The organism is Achromobacter sp. FW305-C-30-7, assembly GCF_058783105.1.
The window spans coordinates 1-20,890 of record NZ_JBYSYI010000010.1 but is presented as its reverse complement, the minus strand read 5'-3'; the positions used below and the strand labels follow the sequence as shown (position 1 = coordinate 20,890).

General features: G+C 65.6%; 18 protein-coding genes and 2 tRNA genes. 11 read left to right on the top strand and 9 right to left on the bottom strand.

The window, feature by feature from the left end; translation table 11 throughout:
- Positions 1–11: 11 nt before the first annotated feature.
- From AC3WOB_RS25920 to AC3WOB_RS25895, 6 genes are read right to left on the bottom strand one after another with little or no spacing between them, the layout of a single operon-like run.
- Positions 12–512, bottom strand: coding sequence for a nitrous oxide reductase accessory protein NosL (locus AC3WOB_RS25920; protein ID WP_492276590.1), 501 nt, complete (start codon positions 510–512; stop codon positions 12–14).
- Entirely contained in the window at positions 509–1,339 is an 831-nt protein-coding gene (locus AC3WOB_RS25915; RefSeq protein ID WP_492276589.1) for an ABC transporter permease, read from the bottom strand. Before AC3WOB_RS25915 ends, AC3WOB_RS25920 begins: the two co-directional genes overlap by 4 nt.
- A complete protein-coding gene (locus AC3WOB_RS25910) occupies positions 1,336–2,238 on the bottom strand; it encodes an ABC transporter ATP-binding protein (protein WP_013395173.1) in 903 nt (300 codons plus the stop codon). The genes AC3WOB_RS25915 and AC3WOB_RS25910 overlap by 4 nt, the downstream gene beginning before the upstream one ends.
- Positions 2,235–3,530, bottom strand: coding sequence for a nitrous oxide reductase family maturation protein NosD (locus AC3WOB_RS25905; protein WP_492276588.1), 1,296 nt, complete (start codon positions 3,528–3,530; stop codon positions 2,235–2,237). The genes AC3WOB_RS25910 and AC3WOB_RS25905 overlap by 4 nt, the downstream gene beginning before the upstream one ends.
- Positions 3,531–3,535: 5 nt before the next feature.
- A complete protein-coding gene (gene nosZ / locus AC3WOB_RS25900) occupies positions 3,536–5,452 on the bottom strand; it encodes a TAT-dependent nitrous-oxide reductase (RefSeq protein WP_013395171.1) in 1,917 nt (638 codons plus the stop codon).
- 52 nt (positions 5,453–5,504) lie between these two features.
- Complete coding sequence (locus AC3WOB_RS25895) at positions 5,505–7,757, bottom strand: 4Fe-4S binding protein (protein WP_492276587.1); 2,253 nt, start codon at positions 7,755–7,757, stop codon at positions 5,505–5,507.
- 282 nt (positions 7,758–8,039) lie between these two features.
- Here AC3WOB_RS25895 and azu point away from each other — a divergent pair, with 282 nt between their 5' ends.
- From azu to AC3WOB_RS25880, 3 genes are all read left to right on the top strand, one after another.
- Positions 8,040–8,489 carry an azurin gene (azu, locus tag AC3WOB_RS25890; protein ID WP_013395169.1) on the top strand — a complete coding sequence of 150 codons (450 nt, stop codon included), beginning with the start codon at positions 8,040–8,042 and terminating at the stop codon, positions 8,487–8,489.
- Positions 8,490–8,683: 194 nt separating this feature from the next.
- Positions 8,684–10,267 carry a TerC family protein gene (locus AC3WOB_RS25885; protein ID WP_013395168.1) on the top strand — a complete coding sequence of 528 codons (1,584 nt, stop codon included), beginning with the start codon at positions 8,684–8,686 and terminating at the stop codon, positions 10,265–10,267.
- Between the two features lie 19 nt (positions 10,268–10,286).
- Positions 10,287–11,150 carry an undecaprenyl-diphosphate phosphatase gene (locus tag AC3WOB_RS25880; RefSeq protein ID WP_013395167.1) on the top strand — a complete coding sequence of 288 codons (864 nt, stop codon included), beginning with the start codon at positions 10,287–10,289 and terminating at the stop codon, positions 11,148–11,150.
- 96 nt (positions 11,151–11,246) lie between these two features.
- Here the strand turns inward: AC3WOB_RS25880 and AC3WOB_RS25875 are convergent, their stop codons facing one another.
- From AC3WOB_RS25875 to AC3WOB_RS25865, 3 genes are all read right to left on the bottom strand, one after another.
- Complete coding sequence (locus tag AC3WOB_RS25875; protein WP_492276586.1) at positions 11,247–12,020, bottom strand: UDP-2,3-diacylglucosamine diphosphatase; 774 nt, start codon at positions 12,018–12,020, stop codon at positions 11,247–11,249.
- Positions 12,013–12,522, bottom strand: a complete 510-nt coding sequence (locus AC3WOB_RS25870) for a peptidylprolyl isomerase (protein WP_041654179.1) — start codon at positions 12,520–12,522, stop codon at positions 12,013–12,015. The genes AC3WOB_RS25875 and AC3WOB_RS25870 overlap by 8 nt, the downstream gene beginning before the upstream one ends.
- Positions 12,523–12,656: 134 nt before the next feature.
- The gene (locus AC3WOB_RS25865) at positions 12,657–13,340 is read right to left on the bottom strand and encodes a tetratricopeptide repeat protein (RefSeq protein WP_492276585.1); all 684 of its coding nucleotides are present in this window, start codon (positions 13,338–13,340) and stop codon (positions 12,657–12,659) included.
- A 308-nt stretch (positions 13,341–13,648) separates the two neighbouring features.
- Between AC3WOB_RS25865 and cysS the strand changes: the two genes are divergently transcribed.
- The 8 genes from cysS (at position 13,649) to AC3WOB_RS25825 (ending at position 20,890) form a co-directional block, all read left to right on the top strand.
- Positions 13,649–15,103 carry a cysteine--tRNA ligase gene (cysS, locus tag AC3WOB_RS25860; protein ID WP_013395163.1) on the top strand — a complete coding sequence of 485 codons (1,455 nt, stop codon included), beginning with the start codon at positions 13,649–13,651 and terminating at the stop codon, positions 15,101–15,103.
- A gap of 20 nt (positions 15,104–15,123) precedes the next feature.
- A complete protein-coding gene (locus AC3WOB_RS25855) occupies positions 15,124–15,768 on the top strand; it encodes a DNA-3-methyladenine glycosylase family protein (protein WP_013395162.1) in 645 nt (214 codons plus the stop codon).
- Positions 15,769–15,804: 36 nt separating this feature from the next.
- Positions 15,805–16,770, top strand: coding sequence for an acetyl-CoA carboxylase carboxyltransferase subunit alpha (locus AC3WOB_RS25850; protein ID WP_013395161.1), 966 nt, complete (start codon positions 15,805–15,807; stop codon positions 16,768–16,770).
- Between the two features lie 151 nt (positions 16,771–16,921).
- Positions 16,922–17,896 carry a tRNA lysidine(34) synthetase TilS gene (gene tilS, locus AC3WOB_RS25845; protein WP_492276711.1) on the top strand — a complete coding sequence of 325 codons (975 nt, stop codon included), beginning with the start codon at positions 16,922–16,924 and terminating at the stop codon, positions 17,894–17,896.
- A 142-nt stretch (positions 17,897–18,038) separates the two neighbouring features.
- Complete coding sequence (locus AC3WOB_RS25840) at positions 18,039–19,304, top strand: aspartate kinase (protein ID WP_041654177.1); 1,266 nt, start codon at positions 18,039–18,041, stop codon at positions 19,302–19,304.
- An 87-nt stretch (positions 19,305–19,391) separates the two neighbouring features.
- Positions 19,392–19,484, top strand: a tRNA-Ser gene (locus tag AC3WOB_RS25835).
- Positions 19,485–19,636: 152 nt separating this feature from the next.
- Entirely contained in the window at positions 19,637–20,701 is a 1,065-nt protein-coding gene (mnmH, locus tag AC3WOB_RS25830) for a tRNA 2-selenouridine(34) synthase MnmH (protein ID WP_492276584.1), read from the top strand.
- Between the two features lie 112 nt (positions 20,702–20,813).
- A tRNA-Arg gene (locus AC3WOB_RS25825) sits at positions 20,814–20,890 on the top strand.

Here is a 20,890-nt window from a genome sequence, read left to right as displayed (position 1 = left end):
AGGGGCGCGGACTATTGGGCGAAGACATAGCTTTCCGGTACGTCGGCAAAGGTGACGACGCGGCCGCCGTGGGTGTCGGCGAAAGCTTGGGCGCGGTCGCGCTGCGAGAACGGGATGGCGTCTTCGGCGCCCATGCCGCCGACGTATCGGCCCTCGATGACGTAGTAGGCCTGACGCGCGTCGATCCAGGCGGCCGGGTCCGGCGCGCCGCCAGCGCCCGCGGTGGACATGTCGTTGACGTAGATGGCGCTGATGCCCTTGGGTTCTTCAGGCAGCAGCGTGTAGGCGAAGACCTGCTTGATCGAGGAGAACCATACCGGCGCCGCCTGCCCCTTGATGAATATCTGCCCCTTGGGGCCGTTGTGCTCATTCAGCGCCATCCCGCAGTAGTGGCCGACGGACTCCGTGGTCACGGCCTGGGGCGGGGGCGCGGTTTCGGGCGCGGCGCCGCTGCCGCAGCCCGCGGCAAGCAGCAGGATGGAAATGGCCAGGGCGATTCGCAAGCGTCTCATAGCGGCTTGTTCCTGAAAGCCGCCGTCGCCAGCAGGAACGGCACGGCGATCCACAGCAGCAGCGCCGCAATCAGCGCGGCAATGGGCAGGCTGGCCTGGTCGCTGACGCCCGCCATGCCCGCGTACAGCGAAATGTTCTCGAAGCCTGTCAGGTTCAGCAGGCGGTATACGTCCGAGGGATTGAGCAGCAGCAGCGCGTTGAGCAGGCCGGGGCTGACGTGGCGGCCCTGGTCGGCCGCCAGCACGCCCAGTAGCGCCATGTCGTAGATCACCACGAAGAACAGCCAGACGCCGACGGCGATGCCGGCGGCCGTGGCGCGCTCGCGCACCAGCGAGCTGATCAGATAGCCCATGGCCAGAAAGCTCGCTCCCAGCAGCACGCTGGCCCCGATCAACAGCGCGAAGGGCTGCCACGCGCTGGCGTCCAGGCCGCCGTAGGCCCATTGCAGCGCCAGGCCGGCCGAGCCGTAGCCCGCGCCCGTGGCCAGCGCCAGGATGGCCAGGTGGCCGATGAACTTGCCGACCAGCACCTGCCAGCGCGACACCGGATAGCTCAGCAGCAGCGCCATCGTGCCGCGGTCGACTTCGCCGACCACGGCGTCATAGGCCAGCAGCATGGCGATGAGCGGCACCAGGAAGATCGACAGGCTGGACAGGCTGACCACGGTGACGGTCAGCGGTTCGGCCTTGACGGTGCCGGTGGGCGAACTGCCCAACAGGCCCAGCGCCAGCGCCAGGGCGGCCAGCAGCAGGGCGGTCGCCAGCACCCAGCGGTTGCGCAGGCCGTCGCGGATTTCCTTGCCGATGATGGTGCATACCGCGTTCATACGTCTTCCCGTTCAAGCAGATGTGCATAGATGTCGTCCAGGCCCGGGACCTGGATGTCGAGGTCGGCAATCGTGGACGACAGTGCGCCGATGCCGCGGATCGCGTCGACCTTGCCGCTTTCCTGGCAGGCCAGTTCGAAGCGTCCGGCCTCGATGCGGCGCCAATCGCCACCGGGCGGCGGCGCGTCGGCGTCGGCGAATGTCAGGCGGATGCGGATGGGCAGCCCGGTGGAACGCCGCAGCGCCGACATCGCGCCGTCGGCGATCTTCCTGCCCGCCTTCATCACGACGATGCGGTCCGCATGGCCTGCCAGTTCGGACAGGGCATGGGTGCTCAGCAATATCGTGGCGCCCGCGGCGCGCAGCTCATGGACGATGTCGTAGAACATCAGGCGCGAGGCCGGGTCCAGGCCCGTGGTGGGTTCGTCGAACAGCAGCACCCGGGGCTGGCCCAGCAGCGCCTGGGCCAGCGCCAGGCGCTGCCGCATGCCTTTGGAGTAGCCGCCGACGCGGCGGCGCGCGGCGCCCGAGATGCCGACCTTCTCCAGCAGCGCGGCGTTGCCGGACAGGGGCTGGCGCTTGAGCCTGGCGTAGAACGCCAGGGTTTCCTCGCCGGTCATGGAAGGGTGCAGCGCCACGGTTTCAGGCAGGTAGCCTATCCTGCCGCGCAGGCGCGCGGCGGCCGGGCTGTGGGCGTCCTGGCCGAAGATCGCGACGCGGCCGCGGGTGGGGCGTATCAGCCCCAGGATGAGTTTGATCATCGTGCTCTTGCCGGCGCCGTTGTGTCCGGCGAGCGCGACGCATTCGCCTTCGCGCAGTTGCAGATCCAGGCCGTCGATGGCCTGCTGCGCGCCATAGTGCTTGCTGACGCCGGTAAGCGCCACAAGGTCGGTGCTCATGGTGATTCCTTGGAGCTTGCGGTGGGCGGGGGCTGCATCAGCGGGGCGCTGTCGATCACGCCGCCGGGCAGGATGGCGGGGAACTGCGACTGGGCCCAGCGCACGATGGAAATCGACGGACTGTTCAGCAGGATGCGGGCCGCCGGCGCGCGCCACAGCAGCTGGTCGACCACGTCATTGGGCCGGTAAGCGGTGTCGGCGATGCCGTCGCCGTCCAGGTCGAACGCGGTGTTGTCGCTCCAATAGTTGCCGCGTCCGTCCACCGACCAGTCCAGCGTCCGGGTGCCCACGTACTTCACCTGGTTGCGGTTGTTGATGAAGGCATTGCCCGAGATCCGGTTGCCTTCCGACCCGGCAGTGAAATGCACGCCGATGTCGCAGTTGGAAAAATGGTTGTCCAGAAAGGTGTTGCGGTTGGCGTTGTAGATGAACACGCATTTGCCGGCGCGGTCCACCGTGTTGTTGGCGATGGTGGAGTGGTTGGCGTAGTTCAGCATCAGGCCTTGCTCATGGCTGTCCAGCGCGACGTTGTCGCGCACCACCAGCCGGTGCGAATACATGATGGCGTAGGCGATGTCGGTGCCGGTCGAGACGTTGCCGCTGATCTCGCTATCGTTGGTGTACATGTAGTGCACCGCGTAGCGCAGGTCGTGGAAGCGGTTGCCGCTGAAAGTGTTGAGCTTGCTGGTATTGACGAAGATGCCGTCGCGGCCGGCCGAGATGTCGTTATCCAGCACGCGCGTGCCGGGCGTGTTCCAGAGCGTCACGCCGTTGCCTCTTTCGGCCACGCGCAGCTCCTGGTTGCCCACGATGCGGTTGCCGCGGACGGTCGCGTCCGCGGGTCCCCAGACGTGCACGCCCACGAGGTTGTCCAGGATGTCGTTGCGCTCCACCACCGCGCGGTGCGCTTCGCGGTCGAGGAAGATGCCCGCGTCCATGTCGGACAGGCTCAGGCCGGAACGCGTGACGGTCAGGTTGCGCAGGGACACGTCCGCCGCCTGGACCCAGACGGTGCGCCCCTGGCGCGTGCCGGCGATGATGGCCGAGCGGTCCGCCGGGCCTTCCAGCGTCAGCGGCTTGTCGATGACGATGGCGCCGGCATAGGAGCCCGGCGCAAGTTTCAGCACGTCGCCGGCCTGGGCGGCGGCGACGGCCGCCGCCAGGTCCGCGCCGGCGGCGACATCTAGCGTCGCCGCGGCCGCCGCGCCCGGCAACGCCAGCCCGGCGGCCGCCAGCAGCACGGCGCGGGCGGCCTGGCCGGCGCGCATCGTCAAGAGTGCGGCGAGCTTCATAAGCGCTACACGGTCTTCTTGGGATGCACGACCATCTGGCCGGACATTTCCATGTGCAGCGCGTGGCAGAACCACTGGCAGTAGTACCAGTACACGCCCAGACGGTCTGCCGTGAAGGTGACCGAGGCGGTAGCCTGGGGTCCGATCTCCATGGCGATGCCGTGGCCTTCCAACGTGAAGCCGTGCGTCAAGTCTTCGATCACCTCCATGTTCGTGACCACCACGGTGACCTCATCGCCCTGGTTGACCTCGAACTTCTTGATGCTGAACATGGGCGCGACCGCCATCATGTACACGCGCACCTTGTTGCCGTCGCGCACCACCTTGGCCGCATCGTCCAGCGACACGCCGTCCTTCTTGGCCATCTGGCGGGCGTCTTCCCACATCGGGTCGTCGCGCTTCCAGACGCTGATGGGATGGACCTTGGAGCGGTGCACCAGGCACATGTCATGCGGCTCGGCGAAGCTGGGGCCGTCATGCACCAGCTTCATTTCGTCACCCGAAATGTCGATGAGCTGGTCGTTCTCGGGCTTGAGCGGGCCGACGTTCAGGAAGCGGTCCTTGGAGAACTTGTTCAGCGACACCAGCCACTTGCCGTCGGCTTCACGGGTTTCGCCCATGGTCGAATGGTTGTGGCCGGGCTGGTAGTGCACGTCCAGCTTCTGGATGATCGGATCGACCTTCTCGCCCTTGAACGCGCGCTTGGCCTTGTCTATGTTCCACTTGACCATCTGGCTGTCGATGAACAGCGTGGTGTAGGCGTTGCCGCGGCCGTCGAATGCCGTGTGCAGCGGGCCCAGGCCCAGCTGGGGTTCGGCCACCACGCAATCGCGCGGCTTGATCTTGTCGTCGAACAGGTCGTCCAGCGTGCGCACGTCCAGCACCGTGACGGTGGGCGAGAGCTTGCCGTTGAGCACCAGGTGGATGCCGTCGGGCGCGGCGTTGCAGCCGTGCGGCGAGTTCGGCACCGGAATGTAGCGGGTGTACTTGGAGCCGTGGCGTCCGTCGATCACCGGCACGCCGCCCATGGTCTTGAAGTCGCCCTTCTTGACGGCTTCTTCGATGCGCTTGATGTTGAACACCACGACCCAGTCCTGCTCGTTGGCCGAGGCTTCTTCCACCGTGACGCCTTTCTCCGAGTTGTAGCAGGTGGAGAACGAGTACTTGCCCTGGTAGTCGGCGTCGCCGTTGTCCAGGTTGCCGTCGACCAGCACCTGCCAGGCGACCTTCATGGTGTCGCCGTCCAGCGCGGTGTAGATGGCGAAGAAGTTCTTCTTGGGATCGTCCGTCACCTTGCCGTCGTTGGGCAGGGGGATGATGTGCTCGCCGTTGGCGAACACATAGCCGGTGCGCGGGTAGCGCTGCGGTCGCAGGCCGTGCACGCCGGACACGTTGGGCAGTTCGGTGATCTTGTCCGTCTTCATCACATCCAGGCGGATGCGGGCGACGCGGTTGTTGGCCTTGTCGTTGATGTACAGGTAGCGGCCGTCGTAGGTGCGGTCGGTGAACGAGAGGTGCGGGTGGTGGGCGTCGCCGTTGATGAACACGCCGCCCTTGTCCTTCAGGTATTCGCGGGTCTCGGGGGTGAGGCCTTCGGTCAGGATCTTGCGGCTTTCGTTGGTGCGGCCCCAGCCGGTGGCGCTGCAATGGTTGAAGACCGGGATGCGGACCAGCTCGCGCATGGACGGCAGGCCCAGCACGCGGACCTCGCCCGATTGGCCGCTGGAATTGAAAGCGTAGTATTCGTCCAGCTCGCCCGGGGCGACATGGCCCAGCACGCCATTGGCGCCGCCCTTGGCGTCCTTGCCGTGGGCGGTGGAGATCTGCGCGCCCGCCACCAGGCCTGCGGCGCCCGTGATGGCTGCGGTTCCGAGGAAGCTGCGGCGGGTGAGGCCGGCCTTGTCGGGGTTCTTGTCGGACATGGATAACTCCTTGGTAGGGACGGCGCCGGGCGCCGCTGTGCGGAAAGTGGGTTCAGGCGCCGGGTTCGCTGTTCGGGTTCGGCGCGCGGTGCATGACGATGACTTGCTCGGCTGGTTCGGCCGCCGGTGCGCGGCGGCGCTCCCGCTTGGCTTTCTTCTGGATCAGGTGCGGACACTTCTGTTCGTGGTGATAGAGCATCTGGCAGTGCAGGCACTGGATGCACTCGTTCGGATTGATCTCGCCGGTGGGATCGATCGCCTGCACCGGACATTCGAGATTGCAGCGCTGACAGGGGTTGCCGCAGTCGCGGTAGCGGCGTAGCCAGTTGAAGATGCGCAGGCGGGCGGGGATGGCCAGCGCAGCCCCCAGCGGACAGAGGTAGCGGCAGAAGAAGCGCTCCACGAACAGGCCGGCGGCCAGCAGCGCCACGGCGAACGCGACGAACGGCCAGTAGCGCATGAAGCGCAGGATGATCGCGGTCTTGAACGGTTCGACTTCGGACAGCTGCTCGGCCAGCGCCAGGTCGTACAGCGAAAAGCCGAACAGCAGCAGGAAGATCACGTACTTCAGGGTCGACAGGCGCTGGTTCACGCCGTGGCTGATCTTGAGCTGGCGCACGCCCAGGCGGCGGGCGATGCGGTTGGTGAGTTCCTGCAGGGCGCCGAAGGGGCACAGCCAGCCGCAGAAGGCGCCGCGGTTCCAGAACACCATGGAGATGGCGGTGGCGCACCACAGGATGAACACCAGCGGATCCATCAGGAAGTATTCCCAGCGGAAGTCGCTGCGCAGCGCCGAGAAGAAAGTCAGCACGTTGACGATGGACAGCTGGGCCTGGCCGTACCAGCCGATCCAGAACAGCGCGAACGCCAGGAACGCCAGCCGCAGGCGGTCGTGCAGCAGGGGGCGGCTGGTCAATTGGTCCTGGAAGAAGAAGATACCGACCAGCACCAGCAGCGCCACGGTCAGGACCGCGACCTGTCCGGCCTTGCCATGCCATATCTGTTTCCACAGCGCGGGCGCTGGTTCCTCGGCCTGGGCCGGGACGGCTGCGGCGGGAGTCGGGGGAGCCGCGGCCGCTTGCGCGCCAGCGGCCGGACGGGTGTAGGCCGCCGGCAGCTCATAGCCCAGGTCGAACGTCACGAAGGCCTTGTCGCTGACGCTGAGCACGCGCTGCACCATGAGCTGCAGGCGCCAGGGCGCGACCGGATCCAGCGTGGCGTCCTCGGGCACCACGAACAGCGCCACTTCGCGGAACGCCGGCGCGCCTTGCGCAGCCACGTCGGCCAGGCGCTGGTGGTTGCGGTCGCGGAAGCGGAAGCTGCTTTCGTCCTGGATGATCTCGATGCGGTCGAAGATGCCGCCGCGCACATAGCCCGACCCCTTGAACGAGTAGGCGCCGTTGCCGGCCACCAGCACCGCTTGCTGGCCGGGCTTGAGCCTTTCCTTCAGGCGCTGCCATTCCGTGTCGCCCAGCAGACTGCGGCCTATGGCGGGCACGCTGACCAGCGCGGCGTACAGGTCGATGAAGCCGTCCGCGTCCGCGCTGCCCTCGGCGTTTGCGGCCGCATCGCGTCTGCCCGATGCGAGGAACGCCTGGTTCACGTCCTCCGGACTCAGCCGCAGGTTGCGCACCGCCTTGGCCTCCAGCAGGTCCTGCCAGGATTGGACGGCATCGCGCGTTTCGTCCACCACGCGGGCGGCGGCGGGCGCGGCCTGCTGCGCCGGCGCGGCAGTCTTGTCGATGCCGTAGGCGCGGGCCACGGCGATGGCCGAGCGCGTGATGCTGTCGCCGATCACCATCAGGGTGACGGTCGCGCCGCTGATAATGTCCACCGGCGGCGGCGCGCCATGGCGAGGCGGGGAGTCCACGAAGTTCAGCCCGACATAGCCGCTGATGAAATGGTCGACCTTGGACTGCGGAATGCCGATGAGCACGATGGGCTCATGGTGTTCCACCAGCCGGGCGCCGACGATGCGCCCGTCGTTCGCCAGGCCGACCAGCACGTCGATGGGCTTGCTGGAGTAGCCGCGCGTGTTGACGACGTCGGAAGTGAGATAGACCACGCCCAGCTGGCGCGCGCCCGCATAGACCTTGGCGGCCATGGGTTTGCCGGCGGGCGGATCGGCGCGGTCCGCGCCGGGGAAGATCTGTCCGATCGGGGTGCCGCCCAGGAAGTCCGGCAAGCGCTGGGCCTGCGCGGTGCTGGCGGCCTGCGCGCATAGCAGCAGCAAGGCCAGCAGAACCGCATGAATGAACCAGGTGTACTGATTGAACCCACGCCCCGCCGCTGTGCTGCCTTGCATTTTCGGACTCTGCTGATTGTGTTTGTTTGCAGGCATGCTAAGAACATGCGGCGTCGTTTGTATTGCGGTTTGTCAATCGGCGCGCGCACGCAGGCCGCATGGCGGCAATACCCTCATGCGGCGTAGGGGATATCCCCGTTTTGAAGGGGGTGAACGAGGCGCTATTGATGTCCGTCAATAGCGCGGCTTGCGGGGCGCCATAGACTTGTGCGTGGCGGCAGCGACGCGAGGCATGTGCCTCACGCGTGTCGGAAGAGCTGCCAACGTTTACGGAGAATCTCCATGCTGGCAAAAGCCACCCTAGCCATCGTTCTGTCCGCAGCCAGCCTGCCCGCGTTGGCCGCTCAGTGCGAAGCAACCATAGAAAGCAACGACGCCATGCAGTACAACCTGAAGGAAATGGTCGTCGACAAAAGCTGCAAGCAATTCACCGTGCATCTCAAGCACGTCGGCAAAATGGCCAAGGTCGCCATGGGCCACAACTGGGTGCTGACGAAGGAAGCCGACAAGACGGCCGTGGCCACCGACGGCATGAACGCCGGCCTGCCGCAGGATTACGTCAAGGCGGGTGACACCCGCGTCATCGCCCACACCAAGGTCATCGGCGGCGGCGAGTCGGATTCGGTTACGTTCGACGTATCCAAGCTGACTCCGGGCGAGGCTTATGCCTATTTCTGCTCTTTCCCCGGCCACTGGGCCATGATGAAGGGCACGCTCAAGCTCGGCAGCTGACCGGCTCTCTGCCAGACGCGAAGACCGGCCAGGGGCCGGTTTTTTTTGTTTTTTTGCCATGGAGCCAGGCTGCGGATGCCCTGGTTCACCAGGCCTAAACCGTGCCTGCCTCAGGCAAAAGGACGGGGCTCGTCACCGGCGTGTCACGGATTTTCCATGTACGATTACCGGTCGTGTAACTTCTGGAGCTCCTGATGGAGTGGCTGCTGGACCCTACTGCGTGGGTCGGCTTGCTTACCCTGGTCATCCTTGAGATCGTCCTGGGGATCGATAACCTGATTTTCATCGCCATCCTGGCGGACAAGCTGCCCCCGGCGCAACGCGACCGCGCGCGCATCATGGGCCTGAGCCTGGCGCTCATCATGCGTCTAGGCCTCTTGTCGGTCATGTCATGGCTGGTCACGCTGACCGCCCCCCTGTTTTCCATCGGCCCGCTGTCGTTTTCGGGCCGCGACCTGATCCTGATGATCGGCGGCCTGTTCCTGCTGTTCAAGGGCACCATGGAACTGCACGAGCGCCTGGAGGGCTCCCAGCACGGCGGCTCGTCGGGGCCGCGCGTGTACGCCAGCTTCTGGGTGATCGTGACGCAGATCGTGGTGCTGGACGCGGTGTTCTCGCTGGACTCCGTGATCACCGCGGTGGGCATGGTGGACCATCTGGCCATCATGATGATCGCCGTCGTCATCGCCATCGGCATCATGCTGCTGGCATCCAAGCCGCTGACGCGTTTCGTCAACGCTCACCCCACGGTAGTGGTGCTGTGCCTGGGCTTCCTGCTGATGATCGGCTTCTCGCTCTTGGCTGAAGCCTTCGGCTTCAAGGTGCCCAAGGGCTATCTGTACGCGGCCATCGGCTTCTCGGTCGCCATCGAAGCCCTCAACCAGGTGGCGCGCCGCAACCTGCTCAAGCTGGACGCGCGCCGGCCGATGCGCGAACGCACCGCATCCGCGGTGCTGCGCATGCTGGGCAAGCGGCCGCCCGCCGACGAGGCCGACATGCCCAGCGCGAACGGCCCGGCCATTCCGGCCTTCGGGGTCGAGGAACGCAATATGGTCAGCGGCGTATTGACGCTGGCCGAACGCTCCATCCGCTCGATCATGACGCCGCGCACGGATGTTTCCTGGATCAACATCGACGACGATCCGGAAACCATCCGCCGCCAGCTGACCGAGGCGCCGCACAGTTTCTTTCCGGTATGCCGCGGTTCGCTCGATGAGGTGCTGGGTATCGCCCGCGCCAAGGACCTGGTGGCGGACCTGATCACCGAGGGCAGGGTGCGCCGCAACCGCCTGCGCGACCCCATCATCGTGCACGAGTCCATCGGCATCCTGCGCCTGATGGACACGCTCAAGCGTTCGCGCGGCCAGCTGGTGCTGGTGGCCGACGAGTTTGGCGCCATCGAGGGGCTGGTGACGCCCATCGATGTATTCGAGGCGATTGCCGGCGAGTTTCCCGACGAAGACGAACTGCCCGACATCGTTGCCGACGGCGACAACACCTGGAAAATCGACGGCGCGGCCGATCTGCACCATGTCGAGCAGGTGCTGGAAACCGAAGGCCTGGTCGATGATGCCCAGGATTTTTCAACCCTGGCGGGGTACCTGCTATCGCGTTTCGGGCATCTGCCCAAGCCGGGCGACGTCTGCGAATACGAAGTCCATCATGAGCATTTCCGCTTTGAAGTCCTGGAAATGGACGGCCGCCGCATCGCACTGGTGCGCGTAGAGAAGCGTCCCCAGGAAATGCTCGCCGACGACGAATCCCTAGCCAACGATTAACTGAAACCGACCTCCCATCGTGACCGAAAACACTCTATACCTGATCAAAGCGTTCATCCTGGGCATCATCGAGGGCCTGACGGAGTTCATTCCCGTGTCCAGCACCGGCCACCTCATCCTGGTGGGAGACTGGATCAACTTCGAATCCAGCCAGGGCAAGGTGTTCGAGGTGGTGATCCAGCTGGGCTCCATCTTGGCGGTGATGTGGGTGTTCCGCGCGCGGCTGCTGACGCTGATCCGCGGCACGCTGACCGGCGTGCCCAGCGAGGTTGCCTTCACCCGCAACCTGATCATCGCCTTCCTGCCGGCGGCCGTCATCGGGGCGATCTTCATCAAGTCCATCAAGAGCGTCTTCTATCACCCGGCCGTGGTGGTCGTGACCCTGGTGCTGGGCGGCCTGATCATGCTGTACGTGGAGCGCAAGACGCATCACACGCCCGGCGACATGCCGGGCGCGGCCGACGACACGGCGTCGGACGAGCGGGCCACGGCCCGCACGCTGGAGCAGATCACCTGGAAGCAGGCGCTGGGCGTGGGCGTGGCGCAATGCCTGGCCATGATCCCGGGCACCTCGCGCTCGGGCGCCACCATCATCGGCGGCATGATCGCCGGCATCCAGCGCAAGACGGCCACCGAGTTCTCGTTCTTCCTGGCGATGCCCACGATGCTGGGCGCGGCGGTGTACGACATGTACAAGAACATGGAGTTGCTCACCCAGCACGACCTGACGGGCATCGCGGTGGGCTTCGTGGCCGCGTTCCTGAGCGCGATGGTGGTGGTGCGCGCCGTGCTGCGCTTCGTTGCCAACCATACCTACCGGGTGTTCGCCTGGTATCGGATCATCTTCGGCGGCGTGGTGGCTGCCTGGATCTTCACGCGCTGAGCGTCGAGGGCACTGCCGGCGCGCCGGCAGCAGCAATGACGAGGGCCGCTTGCGCGGCCCTCGTTGTTTTTCGTCGCGATGTGGCGCGTCCGGGAGCTAGGCTTCCGTTTCCAGGTCGTAGAACTGCAGGCCGTCCTGGTCGATGACCAGCCAGCCGCCGCGGGCCGGCGATACATGGTCGCAGTCCCAGTCGGGCAGGACCCAGCGTTCGCGCTTCTTGCCGTCGACTTCCAGCACGTGGCGGGCGGGGCGATGGGTATGGCCATGCACCAGCACGCGCACCCCGGTTTCGCGGAAGACGGATTCGATGGCGGCGGCATTGACGTCCATGATTTCCATGGATTTCGTCTGGTTGGCGGCCTGGCTTTCGCCGCGTGCCTGCTGCGCCATCGCCAGCCGTTCGGGAATCGTCTTGGCCAGGAATTCGGCCTGCCAGCGCGGATCGCGGACCATTGCGCGGAACTGCTGGTAGGCGGCGTCGTCCGTACAGAACTCGTCGCCATGGGTCAGCAGGATCTGGCCATAGTCCGTTTCCAGCAGCGCCGGCTCGGGCAGCAGCTTTGCGCCCAGGGCCTGGGCCAGCTCGTCCCCGATGAGGAAGTCGCGGTTGCCGCGGCCCAGCCAGACCGGAATCCGGCTGGCGGTGTCGCGCAGCGCCGTCAGCGCCGTGGCGAGCCACGGCGGCGCGGCGCGGATCACGTCGTCGCCGATCCAGGCATCGAAGATGTCGCCCGGCAGCAGCAGGGCGCCGGCTTCCTCGCGCGCGGCCTCCAGGAAGGCCAGGAAGGCCTCCGAGGTGGCCGGCGTGGCCGGTCCCAGATGCAGGTCGGACGCCAGCCAGATGGGGCCGGACAGCGCAATCTTATTCAAGAACTTCGGCCTTCTCGATGATCACGTCTTCGTTGGGGACGTTCTGGTGGAAGCCCTTGTTGCCGGTCTTCACGTTCTTGATCTTGTCGACCACGTCCATGCCTTCGGTCACGGTGCCGAACACGGCATAGCCCCAGCCATTCGGCGTGGGCGCGGTGAAGTTCAGGAAGTCGTTGTTGGAGACGTTGATGAAGAACTGCGCCGTGGCCGAGTGCGGATCGCTGGTGCGGGCCATGGCCAGGGTGTACTTGTCGTTCTTCAGGCCGTTGTTGGCTTCGTTTTCGATGGGGGCATGGGTCTGCTTTTGCTTCATGCCGGGCTCAAAGCCGCCGCCCTGGATCATGAAGCCGTCGATCACGCGATGAAACACCGTGCCGTTGTAGAAGCCTTCCTTGACGTAGGTCAGGAAGTTTTCGACGGTCTTGGGCGCCTTGGCGGCATCCAGGGTGATGACCATGTCGCCTTGGTTGGTCTGGAGCTTGACGCGGGGGTTGGTGCTCATGGTTTTTGTGCCTTCAGAGGTGGAGGTGGAGGAATTTGCCGCAGGGGCGGCGCTGACGAGCGCCGGGGCGAATGCCGCCAGCGCGAACGAGCACGCCGTCAGGCGCAGCAGGTGTAGGGGAGAGTATCGGGACATCATTTGGCGTGTTTATCCTTCAGCATGGTTTCGACTTCGCGGACCTTTTCCTGCATGCCGGGCACGCCGTCGCTGGCGGCCTTCTTGTAGGTGCTCAAGGCCTGCAGAAGTTGCAGGTCGCCCATATTGGCGCGGGCGGCGGCGTAGTTCGGGTCGGCGCGCAGGGCCATCGACAGGGCGTCCTGCGCGCGGTCGAGTTCGCCGCGGCCAGCATATAGAGCCGCGAGGTTGTTCCAAGGTTCCGGAAGCTCCGGAAAGCGGTTGGTCATCTCGGTATAGACGCCGATGGCCTCGTCGGTGCGATTCAGGGCGGCCAGCGCGCGGGCGTGCTGGAACATCAGCTGCACGTCGGTGCCGCGCTGGTCCTTGATCTGTTCCTGGCGTTTTTCGATCATGGCCAGGGCTTCTTCGTTGTCGCCGTGGTTCAGCAGCCGCTCGATGTACGTAGTGATCTGCGAGGGCGACGGCGTCAGACGCGTGTCGACGCTCGGCTTGGCCGCTTCCAGCAGCTTGGCCAGGCTGTCCCAGCCGCCCTCGGGCGGGATGGGATCCAGGGTGGTGCGGTTGGCGTTGGGGTTGGTTCCACCGCCGCCGGCCATCGACTGGGCCAGAGAGGCGCCAATCGGTGCGCCGGCAAGGGCCAGGGCGAGCAGGGCGACGCGAAAGCGCGGCTTGATAGTCACTTGGGCATCCGTTAAAAGTCTTGGCAGGCCGACGCTTACGCGCGCGACCGGGCCGCTTGCTATACTTGACGACCGCCATTTTAGCCCCGGTTGTGTTTTGGCTCGACATCGGGGACGAAGCCCGGCGATATCGTTCGTGGAACCGGCTTGGAATGCGGGCCTTCGAATGCGGGCTCGGAATGGTCAGCGCCAGTGGGATTATGGCCTGGGATCGAAATCCGGCCCGGCGGCACGCGCCGAAGGTATTTTCCTTCGGCAGCAACTTTCCGCAACCGCCACGGAAAATTTAGACAAAGCCTATAAGCGCCATGCTGCAAATCTACAACACGTTGTCGCGTACCAAAGAACCGTTCAAGCCGGCCCAGGCCGGTCAGGTGCGCATGTACGTGTGTGGCATGACCGTCTATGACTTCTGCCACCTGGGCCATGCCCGCATGCTGGTGTCGTTCGACGTCGTGCAGCGCTGGCTGCGCGCCAGCGGGCTGGCGGTCGACTATGTGCGCAACATCACGGATATCGACGACAAGATCATCCGCCGCGCCGTCGAGACCGGCCGCCGCATCGGCGAAGTCACCGAGTTCTACATCGACGCCATGCACGCCGACGAGCGCGCGCTGGGCGTCGAGACGCCGGACCGCGAGCCGCGCGCCACCGAATATGTCGGCGATATGCTCGACATCATCGGCAAGCTCGAACAGAACGGCCTGGCTTATCAAGCCGACGATGGCGACGTGAATTTCGCTGTCCGTGGTTTTGCCGGTTACGGCAAGCTGTCGGGCAAGACGCTGGACGACCTGCGCGCAGGCGAGCGCGTGGCGGTTGGTTCGGCCAAGCGTGATCCGCTGGATTTTGTGCTGTGGAAGTCCGCCAAGGCGGAAGAACCGGCCGATACCAAGTGGGAATCGCCCTATGGGCTGGGCCGTCCGGGCTGGCATATCGAGTGCTCGGCCATGAGCAAATCGCTGCTGGGCCTGCCGCTGGATATCCATGGCGGCGGCCCGGACCTGAAATTCCCGCACCATGAAAACGAGATCGCCCAGACCGAGGGCGCCTTCGGCGGCACGCTGGCGAATATCTGGATGCATTGCGGTCCGCTCATGGTCGACTCGGACAAGATGTCCAAGTCCCTGGGCAATTTCCGCACCATCCGCCAGACCATCGCCCAGGAAGAGCCGGCGGCCGACCAGGCCGTCTACCGCGTCAATCCGCGCGAAGCGGAAATGGTGCGCTTCTTCATCGTGCGCAACCACTACCGCAGCCCGCAGAACTACACGCCAGACAACCTGATCGACGCGCAGAACGCGCTCGATCGCCTGTACCAGGCGCTGCAGAATGTGCCTGCCGACGCGCAGGGCATTGATTGGAACGAGCCGCAGGCCCAGGCCTTCAAGGCGGCCATGGACGATGACTTCAACAGCTCGGGCGCGATCGCGGCCTTGTTCGAACTGGCCTCCGAGGCCAACCGCGGCAAGAGCGCGCGCAGCGCCGGCCAGTTGAAGGCGCTGGCATCCCTGCTGGGCCTGCTGCAGCAGGATCCAGCGGCGTATTTCCAGTCGCCCACCCGTTATTCCGCTGCGGCCATCGAACAGGGCGAGCGCCGTGCGCTGGACGCCGAGGCCATCCAGTCCTTGATCGACGCGCGCGCGGCCGCCAAGGCGGCCCGCAACTTCGCCGAAGCCGACCGCATCCGTGCGGAACTGCGCGAAGCTGGCATCGAGCTCGACGACAAGCCGGGCGGCCTGACGCAATGGCGTCGGGCTTGAAGCCGCAGGACCCGCCCGCCATGTCCACTGCCGACCTCGAGATTCCCAAGCCCGAGTATTGGGAAGCCGCCGTAGCCCATCTGATGCGGCGCGACCGCATCCTGAAAAAGATCATTCCCCAGCATCCCGAGGTCTGGCTGACGTCGCGCGGCACGCCTTTCGTGACGCTGGCGCGGGCGATCATCGGGCAGCAGGTGTCCAGCAAGGCGGCCGACACCGTCTGGACCCAGTTCATCGAGGCCGTGGGCAAGCGCCCCACGCCCGTCGCCGTGCTGCGCGTCGGCCTGGAAGGCTTGCGCGCGGCAGGGCTGTCGCAGCGCAAGGCCGAATACGTGCTGGACCTGGCCGTGCATTTCGGCGAGCGCCGGGTCCATCCCGAGAAATGGGCGGCAATGGACGACGAAGCCGTCATTTCCGAACTGACCGCCATCCGGGGCATAGGCCGCTGGACGGCGGAGATGTTTTTGATTTTCAATCTGCAGCGGCCTGATGTCCTGCCGCTGGATGATCCTGGGTTGCTCAAGGCAATCTCGCTACACTATTTCAGCGGCGAGCCTGTCTCGCGTTTCGAGGCTCGCGAAGTCTCGTTGGCGTGGCAACCCTGGCGTACCGTGGCGACCTGGTATCTGTGGCGCAGTCTGGAACCGACTCCGGTCCAGTACTGACGCAAGCCAGGCAGCCCATCTACGGAACCACACTACATGCGCAATACATTTCTGGAATTTGAACAACCGCTCGCCGAGCTTGAGAACAAGATCGAGCAGCTGCGCTACGTGCAGGCCGATTCGGCCGTAGACATCTCCGACGAGATCGGACGTCTGCAGCAGAAGAGCCAGACCTTGGCCAAGGAAATCTACGCCAAGCTCACGCCCTGGCAGACGGCCCTGGTCGCCCGCCATCCCCAGCGTCCCTACACGCTGGACTACGTGCGCGAAATGTTCACCGACTTCCATGAACTGCACGGCGACCGCATGTACGCCGACGACCAGTCCATCATCGGCGGCCTGGCGCGCTTCAACGGCACGCCCTGCATGGTCATCGGCCACCAGAAGGGGCGCGACACCAAGGAACGCGCCGCGCGCAATTTCGGCATGCCGCGTCCCGAGGGCTATCGCAAGGCCCTGCGCCTGATGCGTCTGGCTGAAAAATTCGGCATTCCCGTGTTCACGTTCGTGGACACCCCGGGCGCTTATCCCGGCATCGGCGCCGAAGAGCGCGGCCAGTCCGAAGCCATCGGCCACAACCTCTACGCCATGGCCGAGCTGAAGGTCCCCGTGATCTGCACCATCATCGGCGAAGGCGGCTCGGGCGGGGCCCTGGCCATCGCCGTGGGCAATGCCGTGCTGATGCTCCAGTACGCGACCTACGCCGTGATTTCGCCGGAAGGCTGCGCCTCGATCCTGTGGCGCAGCGCCGACAAGGCGCCCGAGGCCGCCGAGGCCCTGGCCATCATCGCGCCGCGCCTGAAGGATCTGGGCCTGGTGGACCGCGTGGTCAACGAACCGGTGGGCGGCGCCCATCGCGATCCCCGCGTCATGGCCCGCCTGCTGCGCCGCGCGCTGGGCGATGCCCTGCGCCAGCTCCAGGGCATGACGCCCGAACAGCTCGTGGAACAGCGCGTCCAGCGCCTGCTGTCCTACGGCGCCTACCAGGAAGCGCGCGCCTGAAGCAGGCAGGGCGCCGGCCCATGTGCCGGCGCCACGGCCTCGCGCCACGCGCCATCCCGCCATGACCGCCCGCCAGACGCCCGCCGCCACGCACCGGGCCGAGGCGGGCGTCGTTCATTCCCTTCCCGTTTCGCCCGAACTGATCACGGCACTGCGCCGGGCCTTGCTGGCTCTGCCTGAGCGTCCGCCGCGCATCGCCGTGGCGCTCAGCGGCGGCGCCGATTCGGCCATGCTGGCCGTGCACGCGGCCGCCTTGGTGCGCGAGTTGGGCATGGAACTGATGTTGTTCCATGTGCATCACGGCTTGCAGGACGCCGCCGATGCATGGACGCAGCATGTGCGCACGCTGGCGGATCTGCTCGCGCTGCCGCTGTCGGTGGCGCGGGTCGAGGTGGCCCAGGCCGCGGGCAAGGGGATCGAGGCGGCGGCGCGCGATGCCCGCTATGCCGCGTTGGCGCAATTGGCGCGAGAGCAGGGCGTGACGCATATCCTGTTGGCCCATCATCGCAACGACCAGGCGGAAACCGTCTTGCTGCGCCTGTTGCGCGGCACCGGTCTGGCCGGCATGGCTGCCATGGCGCCGGTGTCCAGGCGCGATGGCCTGCGCTACCTGCGCCCCTGGCTGGAAGTGGACCGCGACGCGATCCTGCATGCGGCGGACGCGGTGGCGGCAGCCACCGGCTGGCGTCCGGTGCAGGATCCCACCAATGCCGATCCCCACTACACGCGCGCCGCTCTGCGCGAATTGCTGGCCCCGGTGCTGGACGCCCGCTGGCCGGGGTGGCGCGGCATCGTCGCGCGGCACGCGCGGCACATGGGCGAGGCGGCCGAGATCCTGGACGAGGTGGCGCGGGAAGATTTCGCCACGCTCGACCCTTCCGGCGACGGCGCCAGCTTTTCGCTGCAGGCGTGGCGCGGATTGTCCGAGGCGCGCCAGGCGCATGTGCTGCGGCACTGGCTGGAACGCAATGGCGCCAGGATGCCGACCGACGCCAGGATGCGCGATCTGCTGCGCCAGCTGCGCGGGCTGCACAGCCTGGGCCATGACCGCCAGTTGCGGGTCGAGCAGGCCGGCCACGTCATCCGTTGCCACCGGGGCAGGGTCTGGGTCGAACCCAGGGAGTAGGCGGGCGCGTCCCGCTTGGTGTCCCCCAAAAGTCGCGGCGTGGACGGAATTTTGCACAAGCTGCGCAAATTTTTACCGTCGCGCTAGAATATACGGCTTTGCCCGTCAACCTTTTGCGGCGGGTTCCCAGCCAGAGTACGAGATGTCCCTGATCGTTCACAAATATGGCGGTACTTCGATGGGCTCGGTCGAGCGCATCAAGAACGTGGCGCGTCGCGTCGCGAAGTGGCACGCTGCCGGCCACCAGGTTGTCGTTGTTCCGTCGGCGATGGCAGGCGAGACCAATCGCCTGCTCGGCCTGGCGCGCGAGATTACGCCCCAGCCCGACAGCCGCGAGCTCGACATGATTGCCGCCACCGGCGAACAGGCCAGCAGCGGCCTGCTGGCCATCGCGCTGCAGGCCGAAGGCGTGCCGGCGCGCAGCTATGCCGGTTGGCAAGTGCCCGTGCGCACCGACTCGTCCTTCACCAAGGCGCGCATCTCGTCGATCGACGACGAGCGCATCCGCGCCGATCTGGACGCAGGCCGCGTGGTCATCGTCACTGGCTTCCAGGGCATCGACCCCGAAGGCCACATCACCACGCTGGGCCGTGGCGGTTCCGACACCTCGGCCGTGGCCGTGGCGGCCGCCATCAAGGCCGACGAATGCCTGATCTACACCGACGTGGACGGCGTCTACACGACCGATCCGCGCGTGGTGCCGGAAGCGCGCCGCATGGCCGTCGTTTCCTTCGAGGAAATGCTGGAAATGGCGTCGCTGGGCTCCAAGGTCCTGCAAATCCGCTCGGTTGAATTCGCCGGCAAATACCGTGTGCCGGTCCGGGTCCTGTCCTCGCTGACCGACCCGCTTATCCCGCTCGCAGAAGAAATGGTCTCGGGCACGCTGATTACTTTTGAGGAAGACGAAAAAATGGAAGCCGCCGTTGTCTCCGGCATCGCCTTCAGCCGCGACGAAGCCAAAATCACCTTGCTGGCCGTTCCGGACAAGCCCGGCATCGCCTTCTCCATCCTGGGTCCGGTCGCCGCTGCCAACATCGACGTCGACATGATCGTGCAGAACCAGTCCGTGGCTGGCACGACCGACTTCTCGTTCACGGTCAATCGCAACGAGTTCGCCCGCGCCGTCGATCTGCTCAAGCGCGAAGTCATCCCCGCCGTGGGCGCGCGTGAACTGTCCACCGACGAAAAGGTCGCCAAGGTCTCCATCGTCGGCATCGGCATGCGCTCGCACGTGGGCGTGGCCAGCCTGATGTTCCAGACGCTTTCGCAAGAAGGCATCAACATCCAGATGATCAGCACCAGCGAGATCAAGACCTCGGTGATCATCGACGACAAGTACATGGAACTGGGCGTGCGCGCGCTGCACAAGGCCTTCGGCCTGGACCAGGCGCCTGGCGAAAAGGCCTGATATAAGACTCCGGCACGATTTTTTTTGCGATGTACGCCCGATAGCGGGCAAGAGTGAAAAAAGTCGTGCTAGAATCTCGTTCTCTTCGGAGATGTGCCCGAGAGGCTGAAGGGGCTCCCCTGCTAAGGGAGTATGTGGCTAAAAACTGCATCGTGGGTTCGAATCCCACCATCTCCGCCAGATTCTCTCCGATCTGGCTTCGGTCAGCACCGGAGATAAAAAACCCGCAATCACGCAAGTGATTGCGGGTTTTTTCATGGGCTCGCGACAAGCATGCGAGCGAGCCTGCCTCGCATGAGAAAATCGCAGATTCCCTTTCAGGCGCGGATCCCTTGAAACACCTGCTCGCCACGCTCGACCGGCTGGACGATTTCGATGAAGTCATCGACGTGCGCACGCCGCTCGAATTCGCCGACGACCACATTCCCGGCGCGATCAATGCGCCGGTGCTGAGCAATGAAGAACGCGTGGTGGTGGGCACGCTGTACAAGCAGGTCTCGCCCTTCGAGGCCTCGCGCGTCGGCGCGGCGCTGGTGGCGCGCAATATTGCCGCGCATCTGGACACCACCTTCGCGGACCGGCGCCAGGGCTGGCGCCCGTTGATCTATTGCTGGCGCGGCGGCACGCGCTCCGGCTCCATGACGACGATGTTCAACATGATAGGGTGGCGCGCGCGTCAGCTCGACGGCGGCTACAAGACCTATCGCCAAGCTACGCTGGACGCGCTGGAAAGCCTGCCCTTGGGCTTGCGCTACATCGTGCTGGCCGGACCCACTGGCAGCGGCAAGACGCGCTTGTTGAACGCGTTGGAGCAGGCCGGCGCGCAGACGCTGGACCTGGAGCGCCTGGCCTCGCATCGCGGCTCGCTATTGGGCGCCTGGGCCGGTGTTGCGCAGCCCTCGCAAAAGGGCTTCGATACACAGCTGGCACAGAGCCTGCGCGCGTTCGATGCCTCGAAGCCGGTGTTCGTCGAAGCGGAAAGTCGCAAGATCGGCGCGGTCGCCTTGCCTGCGGCACTGTTGACGGCGGTGCATGCAAGTCCGTGCGTCGAAGTCCGCTCTAGCCGCGAGGACCGCGCAGCCTTTTTGCTGCAGGATTACGCGCATCTGTTCGACGATCCTGAATCGCTGAAGGCGCAGCTCCAGCGCATGATCGGCCTGCACAGCCGCGAGCGCGTGAGCGGCTGGCTGGCCCTGGTCGACAGCGGCGCGCGCGCCGCGCTGGCGCAGGAACTGATAGACCGCCACTACGACCCGGCCTATGCGCGCAGCTGCCACGCGCACTTCACCCAATTGCCGCAGGCGCTGCGGCTGGACTTCCGGCCCAATGATGCCGATGTGGTGGAGCAGGCGAGGGTGTTGCTGGCGAAGTTGGATGGGGCGGGCAGGACGGCTTGAGCGTGCTCGATCGGGCATGAGTCCGTCGCAGCCTTGCTTGGATTTATCAGCGTCTGACTTGCGCGCTTCGTGAAATAACGCTATTATTCAAGGCTTGCTTTTAAACGCAAATGCGCCCGTAGCTCAGCTGGATAGAGTACCTGGCTACGAACCAGGGGGTCGTAGGTTCGAATCCTGCCGGGCGCACCA